Annotated in this window: 2 protein-coding genes and 1 pseudogene; 2 read left to right on the top strand and 1 reads right to left on the bottom strand. The window is 56.8% G+C overall.

Annotated elements, in window-relative coordinates; all coding sequences use genetic code 11:
• Nucleotides 1-278, top strand: a pseudogene (locus AC5I5I_RS21235) (methyl-accepting chemotaxis protein); the annotation flags it as partial.
• Nucleotides 279-1311: 1033 nt separating this feature from the next.
• Complete coding sequence (locus AC5I5I_RS21230) at nt 1312-2919, top strand: sensor domain-containing diguanylate cyclase (protein WP_495976354.1); 1608 nt, start codon at nt 1312-1314, stop codon at nt 2917-2919.
• Between the two features lie 187 nt (nt 2920-3106).
• Here AC5I5I_RS21230 and AC5I5I_RS21225 read toward each other — a convergent pair whose 3' ends face one another.
• Nucleotides 3107-5407, bottom strand: a complete 2301-nt coding sequence (locus AC5I5I_RS21225) for an MHYT domain-containing protein (RefSeq protein WP_495976352.1) — start codon at nt 5405-5407, stop codon at nt 3107-3109.
• Between the last annotated feature and the right edge of the window lie 593 nt (nt 5408-6000).

Genomic DNA, 6000 nt, shown 5'->3' with positions numbered 1-6000 from the left:
ATATTGTGTCCGATATCGCCAATGCGAGCTCGGAACAGGCCGCCGGCATTGATCAAATCAACAAGGCCCTCGCTCAGATGGACGAGGTGACGCAGCAGAACTCGGCGCTGGTCGAGGAAAATGCTGCAACTGCGAAGACGCTGGAGGATCAATCGAGTGCGCTTGATGGTCGAGTTGCCGTATTCCAGCTTGACTCAGCCGGACGTGAATCAGCTTCCGCTGGGCCCGAGGCGAAAATCCGCAAGCCGGTTGCTGTGGTTCAAAGGAGAACGGCTTAGGCAAGCGGCCATCCCTCGTGCTAGCAGGGCAGCCGCCACCAGCCGAAGTAACCTACGAGTTTTTGCGTTTTTCTCCGGCTGGCGTCGTGACCAATGTATCGGCTGTGGATCTTAGCTGGTCGCAGAAAGCGCAATTGGAAGTCGAAGCGTGCTGGCTCGCTGACCGCTACGTTGGTCTTAGAGTGGGACGGTAGCCGCAAAACTTTAGCCAATCTACCGAGTTTCAGTCGCTACGGATCCGTTGCGCCCGAGGGTTAAAGCGCGGGCCACGGACTTGCGACGCCATAGTCGTCGCGCCGCGATAGTCGCTTTCGGTTTCGAGCACCTCGGGCTGAAGCGCGGGCAGGGCGCACAATCTTTCGTATAGCCTCTTTCGTGCGCTGAGAGAGTGATGCGTTCCAGCGACCTTGGCTGGCAGCGGCGGTCCTTCATCTACTAATCGCTACGCTCGCCAACGGAGGACCACTGATGTTCTCGCTGAAGGCCGAGCTTCGCTCTTTTGCGCTACGGTCGGCTGAAAGGCGAGATCGGCCGGGGGTTGACCCATGGCCGACGGTGGCGGAACGGCTGAAACATCCATCCATGGCCGAGCCCCCTGGCCCGCGTGTGTCTTGGTGCCCGAGTTAGACTTAATGGAACGCTGCCGATCTTCGCGCATTGCAGTTCGCCGCTGTTCTAGAAACGCAGATGATCAAAAAGGCGACCGCGTACAAGCAAAATTGCGAGCGCAAAGACACCGTGCTCGTGGGCGATCTTACTGCGTACGAGAAGCGGTATCTGGAACAGATGTGGGAGCAAGAACGCGTATCGCAATGAACAACCGGCGCAGGTCAAGCACACCGTCGCGCCGCTTATGTTCTAGCGGAAGGTACCCCGGCCCGAGCATTGCTAAGCGTTCAATCTCGTTAGGCCATCAATGTGCAGTGCGGAGGCGGCTTAACCCGGCCTTAATTGTGTTGAGGAAATTGTCACAATGCTTTTTATGTACTTTAGGTTCGACGACTAGCTTTCCACTCCAGATGGAGCGCATGCCATGTTCAAGCCGGCAAACGAGGCGCGAGGGCGAACTTTTCTTGCTGGGAAGATCGTATTCAACTCGGGCCGATCAGTGATCGATTGTATCATTCGTGAAATCTCGGACGGCTGTGCAGCTGCCACGGTCGAAAGCGCGATAGGAATTCCTGATAAATTCACCCTAATCCTCACAGGCGACGATCTCCCCAGAGCCTGTCGATTAGAGGACCAGTCAGGAAATCGCATCAAAATCTCTTTTGAGATGTCGGTGAGGGTGCCTGCGAAAGAAGCGGGAACTCCCAGATCGTTCGAAAGGGGTTCCGAAGTTATGCGTAGCCAGCTGCTAGAGCTAAGGTATGCACTCGATAACGTGGCCTTTGGTATTGTGCTGCTGGATACCGAACTTCGTGCGACGTTTATCAACCAAGCCTTTCGTCGAATGTGGAAATTGCCTGATGCAAAGGCCGATGCGAGGCCCCCTTTTATAGCATTGATGTACCACGGGCGGGATACCCGGGCATATCAAGTGCCGCCTGGTTCTCTGAGCCAATATGTTGCTGAGCGGGTGGCCCACATCAAAGCGGGTCTTCCGGAGCCGATAGACCTACGTCTGTCTGACGGCGAGGTTTTGCGTATGCAATGCGCGGTTCTCCCTAACGGGGGGAGAATGCTCTGTTATACTCCGGTAACGGATATAGTTCGCCATTCTGACGAATTAGAAATTTTAAGAGCTGCACTGTTCCGACTCCAAGATGGCGTCATTCTCTTGGACTCAGATCTCCGGGTCCAGTTTATGAACGCTTCGGTTCGTAGGCTTTGGGGAGTGTCGGACGAGAAGGCTGATAGCAAGCCTCATTATTCGGAGCTAGTGGGTGACGCTCGGCATACCGGATCATATGGCGTGGCTCCGAAAGAGCTGGATAACTTCATCGCGCAACGCGTTGCCTTAGTGCTTGCCGGCGATCCCTCGCCCCAAGACCTGTGCACGGGGGACGGCCGTCACGTTCGGTCACAATGCACGATCCTGCCAAGCGGTGGCCGAATGCTGACCTACTGTGACGTCACCGATCTCATTAACAATGCCGCAAGACTTCACGAATTAGCGACCACCGATTCAATGACCGGTCTCTTCAACCGTCGACAGTTTATGGCGTTGGCAGAGGCGGAATGGACGCGCTTTCAAAGATATCACCGTCCACTCTCGTTGCTGATGGTTGATATTGACCACTTCAAATATATCAATGATACCTATGGCCATGCCGCAGGAGATCTTGCTCTTTCTCGAGTAGCTAGTCTGTGCAACTCTGAGAAACGCCAATCCGATGTCGCCGGGCGGATTGGAGGGGACGAGTTTGCGTTACTCCTCCCGGAGACGGATAGTGCCCAGTCAGTGATTGTCGCGGATCGGGTGCGAAGCGCAGTGGCAGCGGAGCTGCTGTTTGTGCAGGCTGTCACCCTTAATGTGACCGTGAGTATAGGAATATCGAATGCCACTTTGAGCATGGCTAGTGTCAGTGCACTGATGAGGTCCGCCGATGAGGCGTTGTACAAAGCAAAGTCGCTCGGTCGCAACAGGGCGGCATTATCTCAGCCAACGTATTCAGCTGTCGGTCTCGCCGCGGAATAAGCGTTAAGTTGTAGCACTCTTACGATCCCTGAACCACCTAGCGTTCCAACGGAGCTCTGCCCGTGCCGGCGTCGGCGCGTTTTGTCACGCGGACGCCTGCTGGTGAGGCGGATACTCTGGAGCTACGAGTTCTACGGCGCGACAGTCGTCAGAGAAACGCTTAGTTACAGGCCGTAGCCGGCTACATTCAAGCCGCGTCCAGAATATCACGAACTTTTCGTGCGAGCTCGGCATAAGTGAAAGGCTTAGTGAGAAGCTGCACACCGGCATCAAGGCGACCATGGTGGACAATCGCATTGCGGGCATACCCGGTCGTGAATAACACCTTGATGCTAGGCGCAGTCGCGCGAGCTTCTTGAGCGAGCACAGCTCCGCTCATTACCCCCGGTAGCACCACATCAGTGAAGAGAAGGTCGATGCGGTCGCCATGTGCCGCGAGAACTGCCAACGCGGTCGGGCCGTCGGGGGCCTCGAGAACATCATAACCGAGCTCCCGCAGCGTTTCGGTGGAGTACGCCCGTACGCCCTCATCGTCCTCGACGACCAAAATTGTTTCGGTGGCAAGAGCTTCGGGCGCCCGCCGTTCTTCCGCAGGGCTCTCGATAGGCGGAGGTCCAGGAAGGCGTGAAAGGTAGATCTTGACTGTCGTGCCATGTCCCGGCTCGGAATAAATCTTGAGATGACCACCAGACTGCTTCACGAATCCGTACACTTGGCTGAGGCCCAGCCCTGTGCCTTTATCCGCGCCCTTTGTGGTGAAGAATGGCTCATACGCTCGAGCGAGAGTGGCTGCATCCATGCCCGTCCCAGTATCGGATATTGAAATCAGCACAAACTGACCAGCCATGACTTCAGCGTGAGCAGCCGCGTAAGCCTCGTCTAAATACGAGTTGGCCGTCTCAATGGTGAGCTTTCCTCCGCTGGGCATGGCGTCGCGTGCATTTACTGAAATGTTGAGCAGTGCGCTCTCCAACTGGTTGGGATCGACTTCCACAGTCCAAAGTCTTGCGCTCAGAACTGTCTCCAGCTCCACCGTTTCACCGAGCGCGCGGTGCAGCAGGTCCGCCATGCCTCGCACAAGTCGATTTACATCCACCGGCTTGGGATCAAGCGGCTGCCTCCGCGAGAACGCCAGGAGACGTTGAATTAAAGCCGCTGCACGATGCGCTCCGGCCACGGCGTTATCGGCCGCACGCTTCAAATGCACGGCATCAGCTGGAAGCCGCCTTTGAAGTACTTCAAGATTCCCGCAAATCACCTGCAGCAGGTTGTTGAAGTCGTGAGCAATGCCCCCTGTCAGGTGGCCGACGGCTTCCATTTTTTGGGCTTGAAATAATGCATCCTGTGCGTGTCGTAACGCTTCCTGAGCTTCTTTTCGCTCCGTGATGTCGCGTGTAACTTTTACGAAGCCCAAAAGCCGGCCATTGGCATCAACCACCCGGTCGATGACCACCGAGGCAAAGAATGCGCTTCCGTCTTTCCGAACCCTCCAGCCCTCCCTCTCGAATTTCCCCTCGGTGGCGGCGACATGGAGAGCATTCTCTGGCGCTCCCGCCTTGCGCTCTTCTTCGGTATAGAAAAGAGAGACATGGGCTCCAACGACCTCGGCAGCTTTGTAACCTTTGATGCGCTCCGCTCCCGCGTTCCATGTTGTCACGCATCCCTCCGCATCGAGCATAAAGATTGCGTAATCAGTGACGCTCTGCAGCATCAGGCGCAACCGTTCTTCGTTGGCTCGGATTGTTTCCGCTTCCCTGGCGGCGAGCATCGCAAAGCGGCGGTCGAACATGGCCGCTGCCAATGACAAAAAAAGGATCAGGAAAGTCGTGGCCGATACTGCAAGCGCCAGAGTGGTTTGCCCGATGTTGGCGTGGCCACCTGCCTGATCAACTGAGCCGTGGCTCGTGAACACGGCTCCCTGCATGGCCGCATAGTGCATGCCTGAGATCGCGATACCCATGGCGATCGAGGCGATGCCCTTGACTGCGGGCCCGGTCCTCCGGAAAGCTACCCACAGCGCGACGGTGGCGGCTCCGATGGCGATGAGTACGGCCACCGCTGTCCAGAGGTGATCATGCCGAAGATCTACCGGCATGCGCATCGCGGCCATCCCGATGTAGTGCATCGCCACGATGCCCGCACCCATGACTAGGCCGCTGAGAACGAGAAGAACCGCGTCGGCCTCCCGTCGGCTGACGACAAAGAAGGCGAGGCCCGTCACCACGACTGGTGCAACCAAGGAAACCAAAGTCAGGGTGAAGTCATAGCTCACCTCGATGCCTGGGAGGTTGAATGCGAGCATTGCGACGAAGTGCATGGCCCAGATGCCGCCCCCCATGGCCACAGCAGCCGTTATGAGCCAAGCGTAGAAAGCTGAGCCTTCGCTTTCGCGAATGCGCCCCGCGAGGTCCAGCGCCGTGTAGGAAGCTGCCGTGGCAATTAGCACGGACAAGAGGACGAGAGCAGAATCGTGAGCGCCGATAAGCATGAAACCCAGTCTTGTGAGCGGCTACTGTCTAGCGCAAAGTGCCTTAGGAGCAAGCCCATGGGGGTCGCTAAATACGGTTCACTTTTGCGACGGCCGGCCAACTTGCAGGTAGTGCGGCGTCCGGAAAATGGGAAGTTCCATAGCGGACTAACTTCCTCCTGCTTGCGTAGGGAATGGTTTGCCATGAAAGAACCTACAACCAGCCAGCGACGGACAGCGCTTATCCTCAGCGTCCTCTGTATTCTTGTTATCGTTACTCTCGTGGCAGCCGTGCTGGGCTTGATACCGCCAATGGTGGCGCGTCCTTAGCCGCGGTCGACGAAGTCGGTTGGCGAAGGCCTCGCTGGCCCGCTCTCTGCCCTAAGCGCTGCAACCGGTGGATGCAAAGAGGCCGGCGTGTTTTAAGGAGGGCGCGCTGCAGCTGCTACTTGCCACTCGCAAGTGACGATGTTCGCGGTTACCGCGTCAGCGCTAATCTCGAGAACTCATGTAAGGTCCGTCCGCCGTATCGATAGCATTTGCACGTACTGCTACTATCAAAAGTATCTGGCCGAACTTCTTGTCGCGGCAGTGAAGGTCGCATTGTTTCTGTG

The organism is Pseudorhodoplanes sp., assembly GCF_059499825.1.
The sequence above is the reverse complement of the archived record's forward strand: the minus strand, read 5'-3'. Positions and strand labels throughout refer to the sequence as shown.

Coding starts and splice junctions, on each gene's coding strand:
- AC5I5I_RS21230 (WP_495976354.1), top strand. CDS start 1,312: ATGTTCAAGCCGGCAAACGAGGCGCGAGGGCGAACTTTTCTTGCTGGG.
- AC5I5I_RS21225 (WP_495976352.1), bottom strand. CDS start 5,407: ATGCTTATCGGCGCTCACGATTCTGCTCTCGTCCTCTTGTCCGTGCTA.